The 23,227-nt window shown below is 71.4% G+C and carries 25 protein-coding genes; 17 read left to right on the plus strand and 8 right to left on the minus strand.

Translation table 11 applies throughout. The annotated features are described in order from the left end of the window. The first annotated feature begins 65 nt into the window (after nt 1-65). The 16 genes from ACH34W_RS31165 to ACH34W_RS31240 all read left to right on the plus strand — a co-directional run bounded on the left by ACH34W_RS31165 (nt 66) and on the right by ACH34W_RS31240 (nt 15,372). The gene (locus ACH34W_RS31165; RefSeq protein ID WP_395964701.1) at nt 66-1,067 is read left to right on the plus strand and encodes a sigma-70 family RNA polymerase sigma factor; all 1,002 of its coding nucleotides are present in this window, start codon (nt 66-68) and stop codon (nt 1,065-1,067) included. A gap of 222 nt (nt 1,068-1,289) precedes the next feature. Beyond that, entirely contained in the window at nt 1,290-2,045 is a 756-nt protein-coding gene (locus ACH34W_RS31170; RefSeq protein WP_395964702.1) for a CoA transferase subunit A, read from the plus strand. Beyond that, entirely contained in the window at nt 2,045-2,680 is a 636-nt protein-coding gene (locus ACH34W_RS31175; protein WP_395964703.1) for a CoA transferase subunit B, read from the plus strand. The genes ACH34W_RS31170 and ACH34W_RS31175 overlap by 1 nt, the downstream gene beginning before the upstream one ends. Beyond that, on the plus strand, nt 2,677-3,342 hold the full coding sequence (gene pcaH / locus ACH34W_RS31180; RefSeq protein WP_395964704.1) for a protocatechuate 3,4-dioxygenase subunit beta: 666 nt from the start codon (nt 2,677-2,679) through the stop codon (nt 3,340-3,342). The genes ACH34W_RS31175 and pcaH overlap by 4 nt, the downstream gene beginning before the upstream one ends. A gap of 8 nt (nt 3,343-3,350) precedes the next feature. Continuing rightward, complete coding sequence (gene pcaG, locus ACH34W_RS31185) at nt 3,351-3,881, plus strand: protocatechuate 3,4-dioxygenase subunit alpha (protein ID WP_395964705.1); 531 nt, start codon at nt 3,351-3,353, stop codon at nt 3,879-3,881. After that, complete coding sequence (pcaB, locus tag ACH34W_RS31190) at nt 3,871-5,064, plus strand: 3-carboxy-cis,cis-muconate cycloisomerase (protein WP_395964706.1); 1,194 nt, start codon at nt 3,871-3,873, stop codon at nt 5,062-5,064. Before pcaG ends, pcaB begins: the two co-directional genes overlap by 11 nt. Continuing rightward, nucleotides 5,061-5,846, plus strand: coding sequence for a 3-oxoadipate enol-lactonase (pcaD, locus tag ACH34W_RS31195; RefSeq protein ID WP_395964707.1), 786 nt, complete (start codon nt 5,061-5,063; stop codon nt 5,844-5,846). Before pcaB ends, pcaD begins: the two co-directional genes overlap by 4 nt. Continuing rightward, complete coding sequence (pcaC, locus tag ACH34W_RS31200) at nt 5,843-6,220, plus strand: 4-carboxymuconolactone decarboxylase (protein WP_395964708.1); 378 nt, start codon at nt 5,843-5,845, stop codon at nt 6,218-6,220. Before pcaD ends, pcaC begins: the two co-directional genes overlap by 4 nt. A gap of 40 nt (nt 6,221-6,260) precedes the next feature. Beyond that, complete coding sequence (locus tag ACH34W_RS31205) at nt 6,261-7,055, plus strand: IclR family transcriptional regulator (RefSeq protein ID WP_395964709.1); 795 nt, start codon at nt 6,261-6,263, stop codon at nt 7,053-7,055. A gap of 49 nt (nt 7,056-7,104) precedes the next feature. Continuing rightward, nucleotides 7,105-8,259, plus strand: a complete 1,155-nt coding sequence (locus ACH34W_RS31210; protein ID WP_395964710.1) for a 4-hydroxybenzoate 3-monooxygenase — start codon at nt 7,105-7,107, stop codon at nt 8,257-8,259. Nucleotides 8,260-8,419: 160 nt separating this feature from the next. Beyond that, on the plus strand, nt 8,420-9,319 hold the full coding sequence (locus ACH34W_RS31215) for an LCP family protein (protein ID WP_395964711.1): 900 nt from the start codon (nt 8,420-8,422) through the stop codon (nt 9,317-9,319). Nucleotides 9,320-9,387: 68 nt separating this feature from the next. Next, the gene (locus ACH34W_RS31220; RefSeq protein WP_395964712.1) at nt 9,388-9,987 is read left to right on the plus strand and encodes a TetR family transcriptional regulator; all 600 of its coding nucleotides are present in this window, start codon (nt 9,388-9,390) and stop codon (nt 9,985-9,987) included. 153 nt (nt 9,988-10,140) lie between these two features. Then, nucleotides 10,141-12,378, plus strand: coding sequence for an MMPL family transporter (locus tag ACH34W_RS31225; protein WP_395964713.1), 2,238 nt, complete (start codon nt 10,141-10,143; stop codon nt 12,376-12,378). Between the two features lie 111 nt (nt 12,379-12,489). Next, nucleotides 12,490-13,350, plus strand: a complete 861-nt coding sequence (locus ACH34W_RS31230; protein ID WP_395964714.1) for a phosphatase PAP2 family protein — start codon at nt 12,490-12,492, stop codon at nt 13,348-13,350. A 27-nt stretch (nt 13,351-13,377) separates the two neighbouring features. Next, nucleotides 13,378-13,989 (plus strand): QsdR family transcriptional regulator, encoded by a 612-nt coding sequence (locus ACH34W_RS31235; RefSeq protein WP_395964715.1) that lies wholly within the window; start codon nt 13,378-13,380, stop codon nt 13,987-13,989. A gap of 33 nt (nt 13,990-14,022) precedes the next feature. After that, nucleotides 14,023-15,372 carry an ABC1 kinase family protein gene (locus ACH34W_RS31240; protein WP_395964716.1) on the plus strand — a complete coding sequence of 450 codons (1,350 nt, stop codon included), beginning with the start codon at nt 14,023-14,025 and terminating at the stop codon, nt 15,370-15,372. A 2-nt stretch (nt 15,373-15,374) separates the two neighbouring features. On the opposite strand, the gene ACH34W_RS31245 is transcribed toward ACH34W_RS31240, so the two are convergent. Continuing rightward, nucleotides 15,375-16,226, minus strand: coding sequence for a siderophore-interacting protein (locus ACH34W_RS31245; RefSeq protein ID WP_395964717.1), 852 nt, complete (start codon nt 16,224-16,226; stop codon nt 15,375-15,377). A 177-nt stretch (nt 16,227-16,403) separates the two neighbouring features. Between ACH34W_RS31245 and ACH34W_RS31250 the strand changes: the two genes are divergently transcribed. Next, entirely contained in the window at nt 16,404-17,327 is a 924-nt protein-coding gene (locus ACH34W_RS31250) for an MFS transporter (RefSeq protein ID WP_395964718.1), read from the plus strand. Here ACH34W_RS31250 and ACH34W_RS31255 read toward each other — a convergent pair. The 7 genes from ACH34W_RS31255 to ACH34W_RS31285 form a co-directional block, all read right to left on the minus strand. After that, nucleotides 17,233-17,646 (minus strand): MerR family transcriptional regulator, encoded by a 414-nt coding sequence (locus ACH34W_RS31255; protein ID WP_395964719.1) that lies wholly within the window; start codon nt 17,644-17,646, stop codon nt 17,233-17,235. The genes ACH34W_RS31250 and ACH34W_RS31255 overlap by 95 nt on opposite strands. Continuing rightward, a complete protein-coding gene (locus tag ACH34W_RS31260; protein WP_395964720.1) occupies nt 17,595-18,626 on the minus strand; it encodes a branched-chain amino acid ABC transporter permease in 1,032 nt (343 codons plus the stop codon). Before ACH34W_RS31260 ends, ACH34W_RS31255 begins: the two co-directional genes overlap by 52 nt. Further along, a complete protein-coding gene (locus ACH34W_RS31265) occupies nt 18,623-19,486 on the minus strand; it encodes a branched-chain amino acid ABC transporter permease (RefSeq protein ID WP_395964721.1) in 864 nt (287 codons plus the stop codon). Before ACH34W_RS31265 ends, ACH34W_RS31260 begins: the two co-directional genes overlap by 4 nt. Then, nucleotides 19,483-20,166 carry an ABC transporter ATP-binding protein gene (locus ACH34W_RS31270; protein WP_395964722.1) on the minus strand — a complete coding sequence of 228 codons (684 nt, stop codon included), beginning with the start codon at nt 20,164-20,166 and terminating at the stop codon, nt 19,483-19,485. Before ACH34W_RS31270 ends, ACH34W_RS31265 begins: the two co-directional genes overlap by 4 nt. After that, nucleotides 20,163-20,969 (minus strand): ABC transporter ATP-binding protein, encoded by an 807-nt coding sequence (locus tag ACH34W_RS31275; protein ID WP_395964723.1) that lies wholly within the window; start codon nt 20,967-20,969, stop codon nt 20,163-20,165. The genes ACH34W_RS31270 and ACH34W_RS31275 overlap by 4 nt, the downstream gene beginning before the upstream one ends. Beyond that, complete coding sequence (locus tag ACH34W_RS31280) at nt 20,966-22,171, minus strand: ABC transporter substrate-binding protein (RefSeq protein ID WP_395964724.1); 1,206 nt, start codon at nt 22,169-22,171, stop codon at nt 20,966-20,968. Before ACH34W_RS31280 ends, ACH34W_RS31275 begins: the two co-directional genes overlap by 4 nt. Nucleotides 22,172-22,272: 101 nt before the next feature. Continuing rightward, on the minus strand, nt 22,273-23,226 hold the full coding sequence (locus ACH34W_RS31285) for a PDR/VanB family oxidoreductase (protein WP_395964725.1): 954 nt from the start codon (nt 23,224-23,226) through the stop codon (nt 22,273-22,275). Nucleotide 23,227 lies beyond the last annotated feature (1 nt).

Here is a 23,227-nt window from a genome sequence, read left to right on the forward strand (position 1 = left end):
CAGTGGTGTCGCATACCGTCGGATCGACGACATCGACCTACGTGCCGCGCGTGAGGATCACGATCATGGCCAACATCACCGTCGACCAGGACTTCCAGAGCCAAGCCGACAACTACCGGCGTGAGCTGCTGGCGCACTGCTACCGCATGCTCGGGTCGATCCACGACGCGGAGGACCTGGTCCAGGAGACCTACATCCGGGCGTGGAAGGCCCAAGACAGCTTCGAGGGCCGGTCGTCCCTGCGCACGTGGCTCTACCGGATCGCCACCAACGTCTGCCTGACCGCGATCGACCAGCGCGGCCGGCGGCCCATGCCCTCCGGGCTCGGCGCGCCGAGCGACGACCCCGAGCGCCCCGTCGTCGCGCTCGACGACGTGCCGTGGCTGGAGCCCGCGCCCGACGGCGTGTTCGGCTCCGAGGCGGCAGACCCGGCCTCGATCGCCATCTCCCGCGAGAGCACCCGGCTGGCGTTCATCGCCGCGCTCCAGCACCTGCCGGCCAAGCAGCGCGTCGTGCTCATCCTGCGGGACGTGCTCAAGTGGAAGGCCGCCGAGGTGGCCGAGCTGCTCGAGACCTCCACGGCGGCGATCAACAGTGCCCTCCAGCGTGCCCGCGCCCAGCTTGAGCAGGTGGCGCCCGAGCAGGACGCGCTCGCCGAGCCCACCGACCCCGAGCAGCGGGAGCTGCTCGAACGGTACGCCGCCGCGTTCGAGAAGGCCGACATCGAGGGTCTGGTCAAGCTCTTCAAGGAGGACGCGGCCTGGGAGATGCCGCCGTTCCCCGAATGGTTCGTCGGCCCCGAGGCGATCGGGCGGCTCATCCAGGCGCAGTGCCGCCCCGGGCCGGGCGACATCATCATGGTGCCCACGTCCGCCAACGGCCAGCCCGCGTTCGGCATGTACAAGCGCGACGACGACGGCGTGCACCGCGCGTTCCAGCTCCAGGTGCTCAGCATCAACCCCGACGGGGCCGTCGCGCACGTCGGGGTCTTCTTCGACCTCTCGCTCTTCGAACTGTTCGGCCTGCCGCAGGTGCACGGAGAGGCTATTTCAGCGTCTGCTGAATGAAAAAGATGATCAGGGAGGCGATGATGCCGGTCACGTACTGCAGGATCGCCCAGGTACGGACCGGCAGCGTGCGCTGCGCCCGCAGCGCACGGTAGGCCTCCGCCGCCTCGGAAACCCGTAGACGAACAGCCGCAACGACAGGGGCGGTGAGTTTCCGCTGAGTGGAAACTCATCCCCTCACCGGCCGCGCCCGCTGCGAGGGTGAAGGCTGGAGGGCTGAGAATGGACAAGGTCGTGGCCTCGGCGGCGGACGCCGTCGCCGACATCGCCGATAGGGCGTCGCTCGCGGTCGGGGGCTTCGGCCTCTGCGGCGTGCCCGCGGTACTGATCCGCGCGCTGCACGAGCAGGGCGCCGGAGACCTGCGGGTGGTCTCCAACAACTGCGGGCTGGACGGCCGTGGGCTCGGGCAGCTGCTCGCGGCCGGGCGGATCGCCCGCGCGATGGGCTCGTACGTGGGGGAGAACAAGGAGTTCGCCCGCCAGTACCTGGCGGGCGAGATCGAGGTCGAGCTGATGCCGCAGGGCACGCTCGCGGAGCGGCTGCGGGCGGGCGGCGCCGGGATCCCCGCGTTCTACACACCCGCCGGTGTCGGCACGCTGGTCGCCGAGGGCGGGCTCCCGTGGCGGTACGCGCCGGACGGCAGCGTCGCGATCGCCTCGCCGCCCAAGGAGGTGCGGGAGTTCGGCGGGCGGCCGTACGTGCTCGAAGAGGCCATCACAACGGACTTCGCGCTGGTCCGCGCGGCGAAGGGCGACCGGCACGGCAACCTGGTTTTCGACAAGGCCGCCCGCAACTTCAATCCGCTGTGCGCCACCGCCGGTCGCGTCACCTTGGCGGAGGTGGAGGAACTGGTCGAGCCCGGAGAGCTGGATCCGGACGCCGTTCACCTGCCGGGCGTTTTCGTGCAGCGCGTGGTGGCACTGACCCCGGAGCAGGCCGCAGAAAAGCCCATTGAGAAAAGGACGGTGCGTTCCTGATGCCGTGGTCCAGGAACGAGATCGCCGCGCGCGCGGCCGCGGAGCTGCCTGACGGGGCGTACGTCAACCTCGGCATCGGACTGCCCACGTTGATCCCCGGATTCATCCCCGAGGGGCGGCACGTGGTGCTGCACGCGGAGAACGGGCTGCTCGGCGTGGGGCCCTACCCGGCCGAGGACGAGGTCGACGCCGATCTCATCAACGCGGGCAAGGAGACCGTGACGCTGCTGTCCGGGGCCGCGTCCTTCGACTCGGCGCTGTCGTTCAGCATGATCCGCGGCGGCCACATCGACATCGCGGTGCTCGGCGCCATGCAGGTCTCGGCGCGGGGCGACCTCGCCAACTGGTCCGTGCCCGGCAAGATGATCAAGGGGATGGGCGGTGCGATGGATCTGGTCCACGGCGCCCGGAAGGTGATCGTCGTGATGGAGCACACCACCCGGGACGGCGCCGCCAAGATCGTCGAGCAGTGCTCGCTGCCGCTGACCGGCACCCGCTGCGTCGACCGGATCATCACCGAGCTCGGCGTGCTGGACGTGACGGACGACGGCCTCGTCCTGGCCGAGACCGCGCCGGGCGTGACGCCCGAGGAGATCCGCGCCCGCACCGAACCCTCATTCGTGGAGCCGGCATGACACACCCCCCGTACCTGCACCCCTCCTACACGAGCACCGTGCTGCGCGCGCCCGTTCAGGAGCTCGTCATGCCCAAGCTCGGGCCCGACAGCGTCGAACTGACCTCGCCCGTCTTCGGAGACGCCGAGCTGGCGGCGCTGGACGCCGACCTGACCAGGCAGGCGCCGGGTGAGCCGCTCGGTGAGCGGATCATCGTGACCGGCCGGGTCCTGGACTCCCGGGGCCGCCCGGTGCCCGGCGCCCTGGTCGAGGTCTGGCAGGCCAACTCCGCGGGACGCTACGCCCACGAGCGCGACCAGCATCCGGCGCCGCTCGACCCGAACTTCACCGGGGCGGGCCGTTGCCTCACCGATGAGGCGGGCCGCTACCGGTTCGTCAGCGTCAAGCCGGGCGCCTATCCCTGGCGCAACCACCACAACGCCTGGCGTCCTGCGCACATCCACTTCTCGGTGTTCGGCACCGCGTTCACCCAGCGCCTCGTCACCCAGATGTACTTCCCAGGCGATCCGCTGTTCCCCTACGACCCGATCTTCCAGTCGATCCCGGACGAGCGGTCCCGCGAGCTCCTGGTCGCCCGGTTCGACATGGACACGACCGAGCCGGAATGGGCCCTCGGCTACCAGTGGGACATCGTGCTCGGCGACACCCCGGTGGAGGAGTGATGGCAGTGATGGCGACGCCCTCGCAGACCGTGGGGCCCTTCTTCGGCCACGCGCTGCCCTACGACGGCGGCCCGGAGATCGTCGACGGCGCCCGGGGCGACGCCGTCCGCGTGCACGGCCGGGTGTACGACGGAGCCGGTGCGCCGATCCCGGACGCGCTGGTGGAGATCTGGCAGGCGGACGAGACCGGCACGATTCCGCGGCGGCCCGGTGGGCTGCGGCGGTCCGTGGGAGGTTTCTCCGGCTTCGGGCGATGCCCCACGGGACCGGACGGGAGTTACTGGTTCACCACGGTCAAGCCCGGACCGGTCGGCGCGGGCGCCCCCTACCTCGCCGTCCTGGTCTTCGCGCGGGGATTGCTCAAGCCCGTCTTCACCCGGCTCTACTTCCCCGAAGACGATCACGACGGGGATCCCCTGATGTCCGAGGTACCGGCGGTGCGGCGTGACACCCTGATCGCGGAACGTGAGGGCGACGGGTCCTACCGTTTCGACATCCACCTGCAGGGCGAACGGGAGACGGTCTTCCTTGGTTTCTGATGGGCACGGTTCTGACGGGCAAGACCAGCCGGACGCCGGGCTGCTGTCCCCGGTCCGAGCCGGGACGGCGGCCGGCGCGGCGACCGGTGACCGTGCCTGGCTTCGGGCCATGCTCGACGCCGAGGCGGCGCTGGCCCGTGCCCAGGCCCGGCTGGGCCTCGTCCCGCCGGAGGCCGCCGCGGCCATCGAACGGGCCGCGCGGGCGGACGACATCGACCTCATCGCGCTCGCCCGCCGGGCCCGCGCGGCGGGCAACCCGGTGGTCCCGCTGGTCGCCGACCTCAGGCGGCTGGCGGGATCGGCCGGCGAGCACGTCCACAAGGGCGCCACCAGCCAGGACGTCATCGACACCGCCGCGATGCTCGTCGCCACCCGGAGCCGGGCGATCCTGCTCGCCGATCTCGACCGCGTCCTCGCCCTGCTGGCCGCGCTCGCCGAGCGGCACCGCGACACTCCGATGGCGGGCCGTACTCTCGGGCGGCAGGCGCTCCCCATGACCTTCGGGCTCAAGGCGGCGGGCTGGCTGACCGGAGTCCTGGAGGCTCGCGACCGGCTCGCGCCCGTACGGCTGCCCGTGCAGCTCGGCGGAGCGGCGGGGACGCTGGACGCCTTCGGAGACCGGGCCCTGGAGGTGCTCCGCGCCTTCGCGGAGGAGACCGGGCTCGCCGAGCCGGTTCTGCCGTGGCATACGCGGCGCACGCCGGTGGCCGAAATGGCAGCCGCGCTCGCCCTGACCGCCGGCTCCCTCGGCAAGATCGCCACGGATGTCGTGCTGCTCGCGCAGAGCGAGATCGACGAGGTCGCCGAGCCCGCCGCCCCCGGACGCGGCGGTTCGTCGGCGATGCCGCACAAACGCAACCCCGCGCTCGCCATCATGATCAGATCGGCGGCCCTGCAGGTGCCCGCGTACGCCCAGGTCGTGCTCGCGGCCCAGGCCGCGCCGCTGGAGCGGCCCGCGGGGGAGTGGCACGCCGAGTGGCAACCCTTCCGCGAGTGCCTGCGGCTGACCGGCGGCGCCGCCGCGACCACGGCCGAGATGCTCGACGGGCTGGAGGTCTTCCCCGGCCGGATGCGCGCCAACCTGGATGATCTTCTGATGGTCCTCGGTGCCAAGCCCGGTCCCGGGGCCGCCCCGGAGCTCGTCGACCGGGCCCTCGCCGCCTACCGTGGGAGCGTGCGATGACGACCCTGCACCATCGCCTCGACGGCCCGGAGGACGCACCGCTCGTGGTGCTCGGCCCGTCACTCGGCACCAGCACGGAGCTGTGGGACCCGCAGATGCCCGCGCTCATCCGGCGCTGGCGGGTGCTGCGGTACGACCTGCCCGGCCACGGCCGATCACCAGCTGAAAGAAGTGCACTGCCCGGGGGCCGGGTCACCGTCGAAGGCCTCGCTGACGAGATCGTGCGGTCGCTCGACCGGCTGGAGATCGACCAGGCCGCGTACGCCGGGATCTCGCTCGGCGGAGCCGTCGGGACGGCTCTGGCACTCCGCGCGCCCGAACGAGTCGCCAGCCTGGTCTTGTGCTGCACGTCTGCCCGCTTCGGGCCGCCGGAGGCCTGGCACGAACGGGCCGGGCGCGTACGCCGTCAGGGCACCGGACCGCTCGCCGACACCGCCGCCGAACGCTGGTTCACGCCGGGCTTCACCGGGGCCGGGCCCTACGTCGAGATGCTCCGCGCCACCGGCGCCGAGGGATACGCCGCGTGCTGCGAAGCGCTCGCCCGCTTCGACGCGACGGAGCGGCTCGCAGAGATCACCGCGCCGACATTGGTGATCGCGGGTGCGCAGGACGGGCCCACCCCGCCCGCCGATCACGCCGAGCGGCTCGCCGCCGGGATCCCCGACGCCGCGCTGGTCGTGATCGAGGGGGCGGGGCACCTCGCCAACGCGGAACGGCCGGAGCCGGTCACCCGCGCCATCACCGCCCATCTGGACCGTACGTGGAAGGGACTCCCCGGATGAACGACGAGCAGCGGCACGCCGATGGCATGCGGACGCGGCGCGCGGTGCTCGGCGACGCCCATGTCGACCGGGCGGTCGCCGGCACGACCGCGTTCACCGAGGACTTCCAGGACCTGATCACCCGCTACGCGTGGGGCGAGATCTGGACCCGGCCCGGCCTCGACCGCCGGACCCGCAGCTGCATCACCCTCACCGCCCTGGTGGCGGGGGGTCACCTGGAGGAGCTCGCCATGCACGTCCGCGCGGCGCTCCGCAACGGGCTGACCCCGGAGGAGATCAAAGAGGTCCTGCTCCAGACCGCCGTTTATTGTGGGGTGCCCGCCGCCAACGCGGCGTTCGCGGTGGCTCAGCGGGTGCTGACCGAACCGGGATAAGCGCAGAATGAGCACAGGGTGAGCAAGGAATGAGCACGGGTTGAGGAGTGTCGCGGCCAAAGTCATGGCGATCCTGGACGCCTTCGCGGCCGGGGACGTCCGCCTCAACCTGAGCGAGATCTGCCGTCGCGCCGGGCTGCCCCTCGCGACCGGGCACCGCCTGGTCGGCGAGCTGGTCGCAGGCGGGTTCCTCGAACGTGTCCCGGACGGCACGTACCGGATCGGCACCCGGCTCTGGCGGATCGGCACCCAGGCGCCTGCCGTGACGGGCCTGCGCGAGCTGGCGCTGCCGCACATGGAGGACCTGTACGAGGCCACCCACGACAACGTCCAGCTCGCGGTCCTGCGGGACGGCAAGGCGCTCTTCGTCGAGCGGCTGCGCGGGACCCGGTCCGTGCCCGTCGTCACGCAGGTCGGTGCCACGCTGCCGCTCCACGCCACCGGAGTGGGCAAGGTCCTGCTCGCGTACGCGCCGGACGAGGTGCTGGAAGGCGTCCTCGCTGGCGGGCTGACCCGGCACGCGGCCCGCACGATCACCGATCCGCAGGAGCTGCGCCGCTGCCTGGCGCAGGTCCGCCGCAACGGCTACGCCGTCACCCGGGACGAGATGACCCTCGGCGCCGCCTCGGTGGCCGCCCCGGTCCGGGACGGTGACGGCACCGTGGTGGCGGCTCTCTCGCTGGTGGCGCGCACGCGCAGTGCCGATGTCCGGCGGTTGCTGCCGCCTCTCACGACCGCCGCGCGCGCCCTCTCACGGGATCTGGCTGCGCACTGGCGCGGGGAGGTCCCGGATCGGGCGGACACCGCTTCCGCTGAACGGAAACTCAGCCGTTGACGCAGCGGTTACGCGCGCCAGGATCGCAGGGAACGGATGAGGAGGCACCATGCGTACCCAGGTCGCGATCGTGGGCGGCGGCCCTGCGGGACTGCTGCTCTCGCAGCTGTTGCACCGCCAGGGCATCGATTCGGTGGTGCTGGAGAGCCGCGACCGGGCCTATGTGGAGCATCGGCAGCGTGCGGGGATGCTGGAGCAGGGAACGACCGACGTGCTCCGTGACTGCGGCGTGGGGGAGCGGCTCGACCGGGAGGGCCTTGTCCATCATGGGCTGGAGCTGCGGTTCGGCGGGGCGGGCCATCGCATACCGCTGACCGAGCTGACGGGCCGCACGGTGACCGTCTACGCCCAGACCGAGATCGTCAAGGACCTGGTCGCGCGCCGCCTGGCCGACGGCGGCGACATCCGGTTCGAGGCCGAGGTGCTCGAGATCGATCCGTCCGCGCCGAGCGTGACCTTCCGGCACGAGGGCGCCGTGCACACCCTCGCCTGCGACTACGTCGCCGGGTGCGACGGCTTCCACGGCGTGAGCCGTCCCGCGGTGCCGGGGATCCGGACGTTCTCGCGCGACTACCCGTTCGCCTGGCTCGGGGTGCTCGCCGACGTCCCGCCGTCCACCGACGAGCTGATCTACGCCCATCACGAGCGCGGATTCGCTCTGCACAGCCTCCGCTCTCCCAAGATCAGCAGGCTCTATCTGCAGGTCACGCCGGACGAGGATCTGGAAGCGTGGCCCGACGACCGCATCTGGACGGAGCTGGCCGCCCGGTTCGCCACCGACGACGGCTGGGAACTCCACGAGGGCCCGATCACCGACAAGGCGATCACGCCGATGCGCAGCTTCGTCGCCGAGCCGATGCGGCACGATCGGCTCTTCCTGGCGGGCGACGCCGCGCACATCGTGCCGCCTACAGGCGCCAAAGGCCTCAACCTCGCCGTCTCCGACGTCACCATCCTGGCGAACGCGCTGGCCGAGCGGTACGCCGGCGGATCCGAGTCACTCCTGGACGCCTACTCCACGACCTGTCTCACGCGGGTCTGGCGGGCCGAGCACTTCTCGTACTGGATGACGACGCTCCTGCATGCCGACCCGGCCGCGGACGACTTCACGCGGCGCCTGCAACGTTCCCACTTGGACTACGTGGCCTCGTCCCAGGCGGCGGCCACGTCCCTCGCTGAGAATTACGTCGGCCTCCCGCTGTAGGGAACCGGAGCGGAGCGGTCCAACGTTCAGCGGGTAGGAGCTTCCGAGTTTGCGCGCGCGGGGCGGCTTGCCCCGGCTCCGGAGGTGACGTTATGCGCGGCCCGTTACGCCGAAGCCCTGGCGCCACCGGGGGCTTCGCCTGCTGGTGTGCCTGGCCCTGGTGGGCACCGTGCTGTTCCTTGCGGCCTCCGCGCTGACCGCCTGGCGGACGACGAGCTACGACCGGAACATCCAGCGCCTGCCGGACGTCTTCCCCGAGCAGCGGACCACGCGGCCGGTCCCCGACCCCGGGCAGAACTGGCTGCTCATCGGCTCTGACCTGCGCGGCGACGAGACCGAGGAGAAATGGCGGCCGGGTCGCGCGCGCTCGGACACGATCCTGCTGCTGCACCTGCCGGAGCGCGGGCGCCGCGCGTACGTGGTCTCCTTGCCGCGCGACCTGTGGGTCGAGATCCCCGGCTGGCGTCACGCGAAGATCAACGCGGCGTTCTCCCAGGGCGGGCCCGCCCTGCTCACCGAGACGGTGGAGGAGCTGAGCGGGATCCGGATCGACCACGTCGCGGTGGTCGACTTCGACGGCTTCGAACGGATGACGGACGCGCTGGGCGGCGTCGACATCACGCTGGAACAGTCGATCTACGACCCCACCAACGGCTGGTCGTGGCCGGCCGGGGTCAACCACCTCGACGGTGAGAGCGCGCTGCGGTTCGTGCGGGAGCGCAAGGGGTTGTCGGGCAGCGACCTCGACCGGGTCAGGCGGCAGCAGCTCTTCCTGCGGGCCATGGCGGCGAAGGCGGCCAGTAGCGGCACGCTGCGCAACCCGTTCAAGCTCGACGCGTTCCTCAGCGCGGCGAGCGAGTCGCTCGCCGTGGACTCCGGGACCGAGTTCGACACACTGCGCGCGCTCGCCATGCGGCTCACTCGCATCGGCCCAGGCCGGGTCACCTACCTCACGCTGCCGAACGGCTCCAGCTCCTGGATCGACGGGCAGAGCGTGGTTCTCCAGGACAAGGAGCGCGCGGATCGGCTGTTCGCCCGGATCAGATCGGGCTCACTATGATTCAGATCACGCAAACTGACAGCCTCTGAAACTTTGCCGATTACGCAAGTTTCCCCTATTGTGATGGTATGACCGTTGAGATGGGCCTGCGTGAACGCAAGAAGGCCGCGACGCGAGAGGCGTTGCGGCTCGCCGCGATGCGCCTGGCCGTCGAGCACGGCGTCGATGGCGTCACGGTGGAGGCCATCGCGGCGGTGGCGGGAGTGTCACCCCGGACCTTCCACAACTACTTCCCTGGCAAGGAAGAGGCGATCGTCGCGACCGTGACCGACGGCGCGCGGGCCGTGATCGACGCACTGCGGGCCCACCCCGCGGACGAGCCGGTCTGGGATTCCCTGCGCTCGGTGATCGTCGGCATCATGTTGCCGCCCGAGACCCGGGACGAGACCATCGCGCTGCTGCGGGTCATCAAGGCCAACCCCGCGCTCATGGGGCAGCAGTTGTGTCACCTCGGGGAGATGCAGCGCGAGATCGCCGAGATCGTCGCGGCCCGCACCGGGACCGACGCCGGTCGCGACCTGTATCCCCACCTGCTGGCCGGCGCCGCGGGCACCGCCATGCGCGCGGCCATCGACCTGTGGGCCGAAGGCACGACCGGCACCGCCCTTCCCGACCTGATCGACGAGGCCTTCGCGCAAATGCGCGCCGGCCTGCCGCCACCGGCGTAACCGCCACCGGCGTAACCGCCACCGGCGTAAACCCGACCCTGCAACCCCACCCCACCTTTCGCGCCTGACGGCCAGCCCGCCGATAGGCGATGCCCGTGTGCCCTCTTTTGGGCAGCCCTTGTAACCGCTCCGGGCCGCCGCAAGCTGCCCGCGATGATGGGATTAGTTCTCTTGGCCACCTTCCTCTACCGGCTTGGCCGGTTCTCCTTCAGGCGACGCAAGCTCGTCGCCGCGCTCTGGGTGGGGCTGCTGGTGCTCTTCGGCGTCGCCGCCGCCACCTTGTCCGGACCGACCTCCAACAACTTCTCCATCCCTGGCACCGAGTCCCAGAAGGCGATCGACCTGCTCGAGCAGCGGATGCCGCAGGCGTCCGCCGACGGCGCCACCGCACGCGTGGTGTTCGCCGCGCCGGACGGCGGCAAGGTCACCGACGCGGCGGGCAAGAAGGCCGTGGAGGAGGTCGTCGGCAAGCTCAAGGCCCTCCCGGACGTGGCGAACGTCGTCGATCCGTACCAGGCCAAGTCCGTTTCACCGGACGGCCGCATCGCGTACACGCAGGTGACCTACAAGGTCCCGTCCATCGACCTCGACGAGGGCGACCGCACGGCTCTGGAGGCCGCCGGTGAGCCCGGCAAGGCCGCCGGGCTCACGGTGGAGATGGGCGGCGACGCGACCGAGGGCATGCCCGAGCAGAGCGCGACCGAGATCATCGGGGTGGCGGTCGCCGCCGTGGTCCTGGTCATCACGTTCGGCTCGCTCATCGCCGCGGGACTGCCGCTGCTCAACGCCATCCTCGGCGTCGGCATCGCGATGGCCGGCATCACCGCCGCGACCGGCCTGATCGAGATGAGCTCCACCACGTCCACGCTGGCGCTCATGCTGGGGCTGGCGGTCGCCATCGACTACGCGCTGTTCATCGTCTCCCGCTACCGGCACGAGCTGGAAGAGGGACGGGACGGCGAGGAGGCCGCGGGCCGCGCCGTCGGCACCGCCGGCTCGGCGGTCGTCTTCGCCGGTCTCACCGTTGTCATCGCGCTGGCCGGACTCAGTGTCGTCGGCATCCCGCTGCTCACCGAGATGGGCCTGGCCGCCGCGTTCGCCGTCGTCGTCGCGGTGCTGATCGCGCTGAGCCTGCTCCCCGCGCTGCTCGGCTTCGCCGGGCGCAAAATCCTCGGCGGCAAGATCCCCGGCCTGCGCGGCGGGCGCACGCGGCCGGGCGGCAAGGCCCCGATCGGCGAACGCTGGTCCCGGTTCATCCTCCGGCGCCCGCTGCCGGTGTTGCTGCTGGCCGTGGTCGGGATGGGCGTGCTGGCCGCGCCCGCCCTCGACCTGAGGCTCGGCCTGCCCGGTGACGAGGCCAAGAGCAGCGAGACCAGCCAGCGCAAGGCGTACGACATGATCGCGGAGGGCTTCGGCCCCGGCGTCAACGGCCCGCTCCTGGTGGTCGTCGACGCCGGTGAGGGCGGCGACGCCAAGCCCGCGGCGCAGCGGTTCGCAGGGCAGGCGCAGCGGCTCGGCGGCGTCGCCACCGTCACCCCGCCGGTCGTCAACCAGGCCGGTGACACCGCGATGCTGACCGTCGTGCCGAAGAGCGGGCCGGGCACCCAGGCGACCGAGGACCTCGTGTCGGAGTTGCGCGGCCAGAGCGCAGGCCTGCGTGCGGCCACCGGCGCCGACGTCAACGTGACCGGCCAGACGGCCATGAACATCGACATCTCGGCCAAACTCGGCGACGCGCTGCTGCCCTATCTGGCGGTGGTCGTGGGGCTGGCGTTCATCCTGCTGATGCTGGTCTTCCGGTCCATCCTGGTGCCGCTCAAGGCGACGCTCGGCTTCCTGCTGACGGTCGCCGCGACGTTCGGCGCGGTGGTCGCGGTCTTCCAGTGGGGCTGGCTGGCCTCGCTGCTGGGCGTGGCGGAGACCGGCCCGATCATGAGCATGATGCCGATCTTCCTGATCGGCGTGGTGTTCGGGCTCGCGATGGACTACCAGGTCTTCCTCGTCACGCGGATGCGGGAGGAGTTCGTGCACGGCGCCGAGCCCGGCGAGGCGATCGTCACCGGCTTCCGCCACGGCGCCCGGGTGGTGACCGCCGCCGCCGTCATCATGATGGCCGTCTTCGCCGGCTTCATCTTCTCCGGCGAGTCGATGATCAAGATGATGGGCTTCGCGCTCGCGGCGGGCGTCGCGTTCGACGCGTTCGTCGTCCGCATGACGATCGTCCCGGCCGTGATGGCGCTGCTCGGCCGCTCCGCCTGGTGGTTGCCACGCTGGCTCGACCGGCTCCTGCCGAACGTCGACGTCGAGGGCGAGAAGCTCCGCAAGCACCTCGGTGCGGAGGAGCCCCGGATCGACGAGGACGACCGCGAGCTGGAGATCGCCCGTATCTGATCGATCCCTTGCCCGCATGACGAGGGCCGCCGTCCCGCCTCCGGGCGGGACGGCGGCCAGGCACCCCAGATCGAAACGACGCTGTGGGCCGCTCACCACCGAAGGACCGCGATGAACCTCGTGCAGACTCCCCGGACGCGGCGCTCGCCGTGGTTCCGGCCCGGCGGCGGGCGGCCCAAGCCCATCCGGGAACTGCTGCTCGTCGCCGTGCTGTTCGGGGCGTACAAACTCGGCCGTCTGCTGGCGACCGGGCGCGTCGCGGAGGCGTTCGACAACGCGCACGGGGTCTGGGACCTGGAACGCACCCTCTGGCTGCCGAGCGAACTGGACGTGCAGCGGGGGCTCCTGCACAGCGACGTGCTCGTGCACGCCGCCAACTCCTACTACGCGTACGTGCACTTCCCGGCGACCGCCGCGTTCCTCCTCTGGATCTACCTGCGGCGGCCCGCGCACTACCGCTGGATCCGGTGGGTCCTCGTCACGCTGACGGCGGCCGGCCTCGCCCTTCACCTGCTCCTGCCGCTCGCCCCGCCGCGCATGCTCACCGGCACCGGCCTGATCGACACCGGCGCGCTCTTCGGGCCCGCGGTGTACGGGCCGCCGCAGACCGACACCATCGCCAACCAGTACGCGGCGATGCCGTCGCTGCACATCGGCTGGGCCATCATCGTCGCGACCGGCCTCATCGTGAGCACCCGCGGCCGATGGCGCTGGTTGTGGATCGTCCATCCCGTCATCACGGTCACGGTGGTGGTAGCCACCGCCAACCATTACTGGCTGGACGGCATAGTCGTGGGCGCGCTGCTCGCCGTGGTGCTGCTGGTGATCAGACCCCCCGTGACGGTGCGGCGGCCCCCGACCATCCCGACCATCCCGACCGCGCCGGCCGCGCCACGACCCGCGTCCGTTTTGACGGCCGCGCCGGAGCGCGCAGCCCCGGCTGGTAAGGGGTTTCCGCTGATTCGTCCATGACGGTAAAGGCTGTGCGATCCTGAACGGGTGACTGCGCTCGGGCCCGCCGACGCGATCGCCGCCGCGTCCGCGCACTATCTCAAGGGTGAACCGATCGACATGTCCGCGCTCGCCGCGGAGCTCGGAGTCGGCCGTGCGACGCTCTACCGCTGGGTGGGCAGCCGTGAGCAGCTGCTCGGCACGGTTCTCGCCGAGATGACCGAGCTGACCTTCCGGACCGCGGTGCAGGGAGTCCAGGGCAGCGGTCCGGACCGCGTGCTCACCGTCCTCGACCGTTTCATGCGCGCCGTCGTCACCGCCGTGCCGCTCAAGGCGTTCACCGCGCGCGAGCCGCGGCTGTTCGTGCGGCTGGCCACCATGCAGGGGCCGATCGAGGAGCGCGCCATCGCGCTGCTGACCGCCGAGCTGGAGGAGCAGATCGAGGCGGGCCTGCTGCTGGTGCCGTTGCCCACACGCACCCTCGCCCAGGCGATCGTGCGGATCTGCGACTCGTTCATGTACGCCCACCACCTGGGCGGCAGCCGGCCGGAGATCGAGACGGCCCTCGACGTGATCGAGCTGCTGCTGCGGTCGTGCACCGCCGCCACTACCGGCATTGGTGACGAAATCACCACAAGGTGGGGAATGAACACTTCGTGACGATCGTCCCCCCGCCATGAGAGGGTGCGAACCGTGAGCGACATCCCCCGCCGTGCGGTGACCCGCACCGCCAAGCTGGCGAGCCTTCCCCTCGGGTTCGCCGGGCGCACCGCGGTCGGCCTGGGCAAGCGCACGATCGGCCGCCCCGCCGAAGCCGTGGCGCTGGAGGTCCAGCAGCGCACCGCCGAGCAGCTGTTCAAGGTCCTGGGGGAGCTCAAGGGCGGCGCGATGAAGGTCGGCCAGCTTCTGTCGATCTTCGAGGCCGGGCTGCCCGAGGAGCTCGCCGGGCCCTTTCGCGCCAGCCTGACCCGGCTCCAGGAGGCGGCGCCGCCGATGCCCGCCGCCACCGCGCACAAGGTGATGGCCGAGGGGCTCGGACAGGACTGGCGGGAGCGGTTCGCCGAGTTCGACGACCGGCCCGCCGCGGCGGCCTCGATCGGCCAGGTGCACAAGGCGGTCTGGCACGACGGCCGCACCGTCGCCGTCAAGGTGCAGTACCCCGGCGCCGGCAAGGCGCTCATGAGCGACTTCAACCAGATAGCGCGGCTGAGCAGGCTCATCACCCCGCTGTTCCCCGGGATCGAGGTCAAGCCGGTCGTCGCCGACCTCAAGCGGCGCCTGGAGAAGGAGCTCGACTACGTCGACGAGGCCCGCGCCCAGGCGGCCTTCCACGAGGCCTTCGCGGACGACCCCGACTACCTGATCCCCGCGGTGGTCGCCCAGTCGGGCAACGTCCTGGTCACCGAATGGATCGACGGCACACCGCTGTCCCAGGTGATCTCCGGCGGGACGCGGGAGCAGCGCGACCGCGCCGGCCTCCTGCTCTTCCGCTTCATGCACGCGGGGCCGGCGCGATGCGGCCTCATCCACATCGACCCGCACCCGGGCAACTTCCGCCTGATGGACGACGGCAGGCTGGGCGTCATGGACTTCGGCGGCGCCGCCCGGGTCACCGCCGAACTGCACTGGACGATCGGGCGGCTGCTGCGCATCAGCACGCTGGGCAGCGGTGAGGAGATGGTGGCGGCCGCCCGCGAGGAGGGTTTCCTCGCGCCGGACGCGCAGGTCGACCCCGAGCTGGTCGCGCAGATCGTCACGCCGCAGGCCGCCCCGTTCATCGAGGAGCGGTTCAGGTTCAGCCGCGAATGGATGCGCCAGGAGACCAACCGCGGGCTGGGCCTGGCCACCGACATGCGGCCGGGCAGCATCGTCCGCCAGATCAAGCTCCCGCCGCAGTACCTGGCCATCAGCCGAGCCCTGGCCGGGTGCGGCGGCGTCCTGTGTCAGCTGGAGGCCGAGGGGCCCTTCCGCGCCGAGGCGGAACGCTGGGTGCCGGGCTTCGCCGAGGAGGACGAGCCCGACGAGGCCGAGGCGACCGCCTAGCTTTACCGGCCGGAGAGGGCTTTGGCCTCCTCTTCCTCGACCTGGCGGTTCCAGTCGGCCTTCGACGAACGCCAGGCCTCGTCGTCACGCCCGTACCGCCAGTAGCCGGAGATCGAGAGCTGTTCGAGCGGGAGGCGCCGGTCCACCCGCAGATGCCTGCGGAGATCCTTGACGAAGCCCGCCTCGCCGTGCACGAACGCGTGCACGCTGCCCTCGGGGAAGTCCAGCTCGCGCACGGCCCGGACGAGCGCGTCGCCGACCTTGTCATCGCCACGGTGGAGCCAGACGATCTCGGCGCTCGCGGGGGCCTCGAGCTTCTGCTCCTCCTCCGGCCCCGCCACTTCGATGAAGACCCGGGCGGGAACACCCTCCGGAACGCGTTCCAGAGAAGCGCCGATCGCCGGGAGCGCGCTCTCGTCACCCACCAGCAGATGCCAGTCCGCCTCGGCGCTGGGCGCGTAGCCCCCGCCGGGCCCAAGGAACCTGATCACATCGCCCGGCTCGGCGTTGGCCGCCCATGGGCCGGCCAGGCCCTCATCGCCGTGGTAGACGAAGTCCAGCGTCAGCTCGACCGCGTCGGCATCCCATGCGCGCACGGTGTAGGTGCGCGTGACCGGCCACTGGTCGCGGGGCAGTTCGGCGCGGATCGCCTGCACGTCGAACGGCTCCGGGTAGTCCACGCCAGGCGGCGCGAAGAGCAGCTTCACATAGTGATCGGTGAACTCGCCCGCGTCGAACCCGGTGAGCTCGTCCCCGCCGACCACCACCCGGATCATGTGCGGGGTGATCTTCTCCTTGCGCAGCACCCGGGCCTTGTTGACCTTCGGCGTCTTGCGTGCGGTCTCCGTCGCCATTCCGAACCTCCGACCGTCTGGGTTACTTAGGTAAGCCTAACCTGTACCTCGGGGTAAACCGAAGGTCCCCTGCCTGATCGTTTCGGCCGGGCTTGAACTCAAGCCGACTTGACCTCGTAGCGTCACCGCCACGGCGCGCGGAACATCCGCGCGACCGCGTCCCGAACCGGAGGGAACATGGCGGGAAAAGGCCGGACAGGCCTGTTGATCTCAGCGTTCATGGGCACGTTCATCGCGCTCCTTGATCTGACGATCGTCAATGTGGCGCTGCCGGAGATCCAGGCGGACCTGCACACCGATGTGACCGGGCTCCAGTGGGTCGCCGACGGCTTCACGGTGCCGCTGGCCGCGCTGATGTTGTCGGGCGGCGCGCTCGGCGACCGGTTCGGCCGCAAACGGCTCTTCCTGAGCGGCATCGGGCTCTTCGTGGCCGGTTCGGTGGTCTGCGCGGCGGCATCGAGCCTGGGCGTCCTGGTCGCGGGGCGGGTGGTGCAGGGCGTCGCGGCGGCCATCGTCATCCCGGGAGCCCTGTCCCTGATTCTGCAGGAGCTGCGCGGATACTCGGCCATGGAGACCGGGGTGCTGCTGCTCCCGATGACGCTCGCCATCATGCCCGCCGCGGTGGTGGCCGGGCGGCTGACCGCGGCGTTCGGGGCCCGGCGGCCCATGGTCCTCGGCTACACCCTGACCGGCGTGGCTCTCGCCGGGATGGGCATGTTCGACGCGGGCACGCCCTACCTGGCGATCAGCGTGCTGTTCGTGGTGGCGGGCGCCGGGCAGGGGCTCGCGATCACTCCGGCGGCCGCGGCCGTGCTGGAGATCGTGCCCAGGGAGCGCACGGGCATCGCCTCGGCGACCGTCAACACGGCGCGCCAGGCCGGCACCGCGCTCGGCATCGCCGTGCTCGGCACCGTCGCGGCCGGCTCGGGGGGACTCGAGGCCGGGCTGCGCACGAGCCTGGTCGCTGCCGGGGCCGTGGTCCTGGCGGCGGCCGCCCTGCTGATCCTCATGCCTGGAAGGGGATCCCATCCTCGATCCACTTCCGGGTCGCCTCGCGCAGATGCGGGCATCCGCCCGCCGGGTCATCCCGCGGGCACGTGAGGAGGTGCTCCAGGTAGGCGCGGCCGGTGGTGAGCCGTTCGATCTGCGCGCCGATGGCCTCGATACGGCCCGCCACCGACCCGCGCCAGTCCGGTGCCGCAGCCAGCACATGCCTGATCTCGTCCAGGCTCATGAGGCCGGTCTCCTGCATTATCCGGATGAGGGCGATCCGGTGCAGCTCTGCCGGGCCATACCAGCGCCGGCCGCCGCGCCGTTCGGCCGGTACGGCGAGGTCGCAGTCGTCCCAGTAACGCAGCGCGGAGACCGTCATGCCGAACGTCGCCGCCGCTTCCCCGATCGAGATGAGATCGTCTTCCATGAGCCCCATCTGACCTCAAGCCGGCTTGAGAGCGCCAGTCCCCGCACCAGGCCCTGCGGCATGAAGAGCATCGCGAGGACGAGCAGCAACCCGTAGACGGCGTACGACAACACCGAGGGCGCGGCGGCGGGCATGCCCTCCATCGTGCCGATGTTGTTGAGCAGCTGGAGGAGCAGCGTGATCACCGTGGCGCCCGCGAGGGCGCCCCAGATCGTGCCGGTGCCGCCGACGACGACCATGACGACGTACTCGAAGGAGAGCAGGACGGGGAACGACCCGGGCGCGACGTATCCGATGAAGAAGGCGTAGACACCGCCGGCGAGCCCGGCGAAGCCGGCCGACAGGCTGAACACCGCCAGCTTGTATCCCGCCACCGGAACTCCCGAGGACTCCGCGGCCACCTCGCTGGTGGCCAGCGCGCGGAGGCCGCGCCCGGGTCGCGAGTCGACGACGTTCCTCGCGATCAGTACGACCACGGCCAGGGCGGCCAGGGCCAGGTAGGCGTACGAGATGTCGTCGGCGAACGCGTATCCGGCGACCTCGAGCTGGGGTATGCCCTGCAGCCCGATGTCGCCGCCCGCCCACTCCTGCCGTCCGGCCAGGCTCAGCAGGATCAGCTGGACGGCGAGGGTGGCGAACGCCAGATGGTGGCCGCGCAACCGCAGCAGCGGGACGCCGATCAGTGCCGCGGCGGCCGTGGCGATCACCGGGGCGGCGAGCAGCGCGAGCCAGGTGGGGAGGCCGTGGACGGCCAGCAGCGCCGCGCTGTAGCCGCCGATCATGTAGAACGAGGCCTGGCCGAGGGAGACCTGCCCGCCGTACCCCATGAGCAGTGACAGGCCGGTGACGACGATGGCGGCCAGCAGGAGCAGCACGTACACCGGCACCTGCGATGGGGGGAGCAGCACCGGCATGGCCGCCGCCACGACCGCGACGGCCACGGCGGCCAGGGTGCCCCGGGAACGGAGGAGATGGCTCACCGTGCGGCCTCCAAGTCGAGCGCGGTCCGGCGCGAGGCCTGCCAGATCATGATCGCCAGCATCAGGATCAGGGCGACCACGGTCTGGTACGAGGCGTCCAGGTACCCGGCGACCAGCGCCTCGGCGACGCCCAGGGTGAGCGCACCGGCGAGGGCCAGCCCCGGCCTGTTCAGGCCGCCGAGGATCGCGGCCGCGAACCCGTTGGTGATGAGCAGGACGTCGCTGTTGAACGAGATGGGCAACATCGGCGTCAGCAGGACCCCCGCCGTGCCGCCGAGCACGCCGCCGAGCGCGAAGGCCGCCAGTCCCATGCGGGTGACGTTCATGCCCACGGCGCGCGCCGCGTAGGGGTTGGACGCGGCGGCGCTCAGGGCCTTGCCGAGGTAGGTCCTGGAGAAGAACAGGCCGAGCGCGGTGAAGACCAGCGCGGTGGCGGCGATGACGAGCAGATGTTGTTTCTGGACGTACGCGCCGCCGAGCTGGATCGTCCCGCCGAGCCCCGGATGTGAGCGCGGTCCGTCGCCCCACACCATGATCTCGACGGCGTACGCGACGAAGCCCAGCCCGAGGGTGATGATCAGTGCGGCCCGGGGACCGGTGCCGGGCTTTCCGGTGGCGATCAGGCCGGTGAGCAGCCCGACGGCACCGGCGGCGGCCACCGCCGCGATCTCGGCGACGCCGTGGGGCAGACCGGCCGACAGGAACGAGCCGGCGGCGAGTCCCGCGACGACGGCGAACATGCCCTGGGCGAAGTTCACGGTGCCGCTGACGCGGTGGACCGTCACCAGACCGCTGGCGAGAAGCGCGAAGCCGCAGCCGACGGCCAGCCCGGAGACGAGGTACTGCAGGAGGTCGCTCACGGCGTCACCCCCAGGTAGGCCGCGACGACGTCACTGCTCTCGGCCAGCTCGGCGCAGGGACCCTCGGCCCGGATCCTGCCTGCCTCCAGCACGTAGGCGCGGGTGCACAGATCGAAGGCCAGCCGGGCGTTCTGTTCGATGAGGACGACCGCCAGGCCGCGTTCCGCGTTGAGCCGCCGCAGGTGCCCGGCGAGCGTCGTGGTCACCAGCGGGGCCAAGCCGAGCGACAGCTCGTCCACGATGAGCACGGCCGGATCGCCCATCAGGGCCCGGCCGAACGCGACCATCTGCTGCTGACCGCCCGACAGCGAACCCGCCTTCTGGCGGCGCAGGCGTGCCAGCTCGGGCAGGACCTCGTACACCCATGAGGTGTCCCGTGCCGACGCACCCTCGCGGCGCCGCCGCCAGGCCCCCAGCGCGAGGTTGTCGTCGACGCTCAGATCGGGGAACATCTGCCGCCCCTCGGGGACGAGCGCCGCGCGGCCCTCCAGGCGCACGGTGCCCCCCGCCGGGCGGACCAGCCCCATGATCGCGTTGACGAGGGAGGACTTGCCCGCGCCGTTGGGTCCCACCAGGGCGACCATCTCACCGGCCGCGACGTGCAGGGTGACGTGGTCCAGGGCGGTGGCGTTGCCGTACCGCACGACGAGGCCGCTCACCTCCAGCACCAGGTCGTTCATCCGGCGGCCTCCCATCCGGCGGCCCCGGCCGTCTCCTGCCCGAGGTAGGCGGCGACCACGCTCTCGTCGGCGCGGATCTGCTCCGGCGTGCCCTCGGCGATGAGGCGGCCGAGGTCGAGCACGCTGATCCGGTCGGCGAGGCGGGACACGAACGTGACGTCGTGCTCGATGAGCATCATCGTCAGCCCGTCGGCGCGCAGGCTCTCGATCAGCTGGGCGAGCGCCTCCCGCTCGCTGGCGCGCAATCCCGAGGCCGGCTCGTCCAGGAGCAGCAGGTGGGGCTGGGCGCACAGCGCGCGGGCCAGCTGGAGCGAGCGCTGCTGGCCGAGAGGCAGCGCGTCGGCGGGGCGCCCCGCCCATTCCCGCAGGCCGACCCGGTCGAGCGCCGCCAGGGCGTCGGCCTTGATCGCTGCCTCCTCTCGCCGGTGCCGGGGCAGCCGGAGCGCCGCGGCCAGGAAGCCGTGCCGGGTGCGGGCGTGCGCGCCGACCATGACGTTCTCCAGCGCGGTCATCCCGTGGAACAGCCGGGCCGCCTGGAAGACGATCGCGATGCCGAGCCGGGCCCGTGCGTGCGCGCTGAGCCTGTCGATGCGCCGCTCCTCCCCGTTCGGGCGGTAGCGGATCGTGCCGTGGTCGGCGGCGAGGTGGCCGCTGATCAGGTTGAAGAGGGTGGACTTGCCCGCTCCGTTGGGGCCGATGATCCCCCGTGTCTCGCCGGCCGCGACGGTGAGCCCGACGTCGCGCACGGCGTAGACGCCGCCGAAGGCACGGGCGACCGAGTCGACGGTGAGGACGGCGCTCATCCCGCCGCCGCGGCGGTCTTGGCGAGCTGGGTGCGGGACCAGGGGACCGGCACGAGCTTCCCGCTCTTGACCTGGTTCATGGAGATGTCGGTAGGACGCAGGCCCGAATGGTCCTTGGCCGAATAGGTGTACTTGCCGCAGGGCGTGACGAGGGTCAAGGTCTCCAGCGCATCACGGATCTTGTCCCGGTCGGGCTCGCCCGCCTTCTCGATCGCGGCGGCCAGCAGCTTGACGCCCGCGTAGCCGTCCATGGCGAACTGGGGCGGCGCGTACCCGTACTTGGTCCGGAACGGCACTGACATCTCCCGGACCGCCTGCTTGAGTTTGCCGTCCGGCAGGAACTCTTCGACGACGCCGATGGCGCTCTGCACGTACACCCCTTCGCTCGCGGTGCCGACCGGCTCCAGCCAGAGCTTGGTGGCCTGCGAGGCGGTCATGACGAGGGGGATGCCCAGGCGGGCGCCGGCGTACTGCTTGGCGAGGGTCACGCCCGGCGCGCCGCTCGCCCAGGCGACCAGGGCCTGCGCTCCTGAGCCGCGGACGTGGGTGAACACCGGGCTGAAGTCGGTGGCGGTCGTCTCGTACGGCTCGGTCTTGACGATCTGCACGCCGTACTGGCCCGCGTACCGCTGCATCCCGGCGAAGCCCGCCTTGGAGTAGGCGCTCTTGGTGTCGTAGGCCACGGCGACCTTGGAGATCCGGTGAGCCTGGAAGTACTGCAGCAGGGCCTCGGCGTACCGCGATGAGATCGCCGGCACCACGAACGTGTACTTGCGCACCGGGTCGACCTGCTCGTCGGCCGGGGCCAGCGAGATATAGGGGATCTTGGCGCGCTCGGCGAGCGGCTCGACCGCCAGGCCGACGTTGGAGAACGTGGACCCGATGACGGCGGCCACGCCCTGGGACTTGAGCTTGTTGAAGTGGAGCACGCCCTGGTCGGGCGCGGTCTTGTCGTCGAGGGTGGTCAGCTCCAGCTTGCGGCCGTTGATGCCGCCCGCCGTGTTGATCTGCTCGACCGCCAGGTCGACGGTCTTCTTGGCCTCGCCGCCGAGCGGGGCGTAGTTTCCGGTGAGGGACTCGATGAAGCCGACCTTGATGGTCGAGCCGGAGCCGCCGGAGTCACCGGAGCCGCATGCCGACAGCGAAAGGACGAGCGCCGCCATGCCGGCCAGGGGAGTGAGGAGGGGGACGAGTCTGCGCACTGGAGACCTCCTGGGGGTGGGGCGTCGCCGCGAGCCTGCTGCGAACATAGGCGTCTACGTTGCAGCCGTCAATAGTCTGCACAACGTCAGTCCCGGGGGCCTCACAACTCCAGCGTCAGCCGCGGACCGGCGGCCCGCGACACGCAGATCATCATCAGGTCGCCCGCGCGCTGTTCCTCTTCGGTGAGCACCGAGTCGCGATGGTCGGGCACGCCGTCGAGCACAGCCGTCTCGCAGGTACCGCAGGTGCCCTCCTGACAGGACGACAACACGGCGACACCGGCGGATTCGAGGACTTCCAGGATGGAGCGGTCAGGAGGGATCTGGAGCGTGCGGCCGCTGAGGGCGAGTTCGACCTCGAAGGCCTCCCGCGACGCGGCCCCGGCCTCGGGCTTCGGCGCGAACCGTTCGACCCTGAGGGAGCCGGGCGGCCACGCGGCGCAGCGTTCCTCCACCGCGGCCAGCAGCGCCTCGGGGCCGCAGCAGTAGACCAGGGTGTCCGCACGGGGTTCGCCGAGCAGGCCGTCGAGATCGAGGAGACCGGTCTCGTCCTGCGGGCACGTCTCCACCCGGTCGCCGTGCCGTTCCAGCTCGTCCAGGAACGCCATCGAGGAGCGCCGGCGGCCACCGTAGACGAGCCGCCAGTCAGCGCCTGCCGCCTCCGCCGCCGCGACCATGGGCAGGATCGGCGTGATCCCGATCCCGCCCGCGATGAACAGGCAGCGTGAGCGTGACGGGGTGAACACGAAATGGTTGCGCGGCCCGCGCACGGTCAGCCGGTCACCTTCGGCGAGCCGGTCGTGGACGTGGGCCGATCCGCCGCGGCCGTTCTCCTCCCGGAGCACCGCCACCCGCCAGGTATACGGGTCGGCCGGATCCCCGCAGAGGGAGTACTGCCTGACCAGCCCGTCGCCGAGCACGAGATCGATGTGCGCGCCGGGCTCCCAGGGCGGCAGCGGGCCGCCGTCCGGAGCCTGCAGCGTCAGTCCCGCCACGTCGCCGGCGAGCGGCTCCTTGCGCGCCACGACGACCGTGGTCTCGGGTTCGTGGATCACC

Origin of the sequence: Actinomadura sp. 6N118, assembly GCF_044326415.1 — a bacterium.
In the GTDB taxonomy this organism is placed as follows: domain Bacteria; phylum Actinomycetota; class Actinomycetes; order Streptosporangiales; family Streptosporangiaceae; genus Spirillospora.